The sequence below is a fragment of the Paenibacillus algorifonticola genome, from assembly GCF_050481745.1.
GTDB lineage: Bacteria > Bacillota > Bacilli > Paenibacillales > Paenibacillaceae > Pristimantibacillus > Pristimantibacillus algorifonticola_A.
Window position 1 is genome coordinate 1 of the sequence record NZ_JBCNGR010000064.1, and the last position, 1,520, is coordinate 1,520.

General features: G+C 46.2%; 2 protein-coding genes. One reads left to right on the forward strand and one right to left on the reverse strand.

The window, feature by feature from the left end; genetic code table 11:
* Nucleotides 1-140: TetR/AcrR family transcriptional regulator (locus ABEW34_RS31210; RefSeq protein ID WP_430165548.1), on the reverse strand; the 140-nt coding region annotated here is incomplete at its 3' end.
* Between the two features lie 345 nt (nt 141-485).
* On the opposite strand from ABEW34_RS31210, the gene ABEW34_RS31215 reads away from it, so the two are divergent.
* Nucleotides 486-1,391 carry an NAD(P)/FAD-dependent oxidoreductase gene (locus tag ABEW34_RS31215; RefSeq protein WP_430165545.1) on the forward strand — a complete coding sequence of 302 codons (906 nt, stop codon included), beginning with the start codon at nt 486-488 and terminating at the stop codon, nt 1,389-1,391.
* The last annotated feature ends 129 nt before the right edge of the window (nt 1,392-1,520 follow it).

Consider the following 1,520-nt stretch of genomic DNA (forward strand, 5'->3'; position numbering starts at 1 on the left):
AAAAAAGTTCCTTTGGCGACACCTGCGAGCTTAGCCACCTGTTCAATTGTTGTCGTTTCATATCCCTGCTCAGCAAACAGCGAAAGCGCGGCATCTTTAATCCGCTGCCTTGTCTGTTCCTTCTTCAGCTCGCGATTCATTCGTTTCTATCTCCCCGCTGTCGCTTGCTATAATCCGGTTATTGTCCTCTTTATTTTATCACAACCGCTTTCCTCACGTAAACCATTACGACCATAGGTTCAATATTTATTCGCGTTTGTATACAGACCGGGGTTATTTATAACTTAATATATTGATATTTCAGGGGAAATTCACAAAAAATAATAATGACCATAAGTTCAAAAATATTGACTTTAATTTCGGGATCGGATATAACTAATTCTAGAGATCGAATAAAGGGAGGAACGGAAGATGACGGAACGCTTTGTACGCGGTCTTGCCCGCGTAAAGTGGATCCTGCAACCATACTGAGAAGGAGGATTAACATGATTTACGATTGTGCAATCATTGGCGGGGGCCCGGCTGGACTCAATGCAGCATTAGTTCTGGGCAGGGCAAGGAGAAACGTAGCTTTGTTCGATCATAACAAGCCACGAAATGCCGTTACGCATGCTTCACATGGTTTTCTTACACGTGATGGTGTTACACCAGCAGAATTTCGGCGTGTCGCATACGAGGAGGTGCTGAAGTATCCGTCAGTAGAGCATCATCCCGTTGAAGTTACGGATATTCGCAAGCTTAATGCAGGATTTTTAATATCTACACACGAGGGGGAACAAATTCAAGCTCGCAAGCTATTGTTCGCTTCAGGCCTGCAAGAAACATTGCCAGATATCCCAGGTGTCAGGAGTTTATATGGAAAAAGCCTCTTTTACTGTCCATATTGTGACGGCTGGGAACTCAGGGACAAATCGTTATTTGTGTTGTGGGATCATCCCCGCGTGTTCCAACATGCAAAGTTGCTCTATAATTGGAGTCGCGATCTTATCGTCTGTACCAATGGCCCTGGCATTCTGACTAATGAACAAAAGCAAATATTAGCTTCCCGTGACATCGTTGTCTCTGAACAATCTGTATCAGCTTTTCATGGCAGTGATGGCAAGTTGCGGCTAGTGGAGTTCACGGACGGATCTAGAATAGAGAGAACAGGCGGATTCATTGCACCTAAGTGGGTCCCACGGGCTGGTTTTCAACAAGAACTTGGTTATGCGGTAAACGATCTAGGTGGAATCCTAACCGATGAAATGGGAAAAAGCACGGTACCTGGTTTATTTGCAGCTGGGGAAGTGACCACTGGATTCCCCTCACAACTCATCGTGGCTGCTGCGGCTGGCAGTATTGCTGCCGTCAGCATTAATCTGGAATTGACAGAAGAAGCCTTTAGTTCCTGAAGGGCTTGACGGTCTCACCACACAATGGTTATTACAGGTTCCTAAAGGCCGGTTTCAAGTCCGTACCGTCGGCAGGCGGAGTAGATCATTCCCTCCGGCGGGATCGCCGGCTCCGGAAGAACAAGCGAA

Excerpts from the sequence above, each read along its gene's own strand:
- ABEW34_RS31215 (WP_430165545.1), top strand. The coding sequence starts at position 486 with ATGATTTACGATTGTGCAATCATTGGCGGGGGCCCGGCTGGACTCAAT.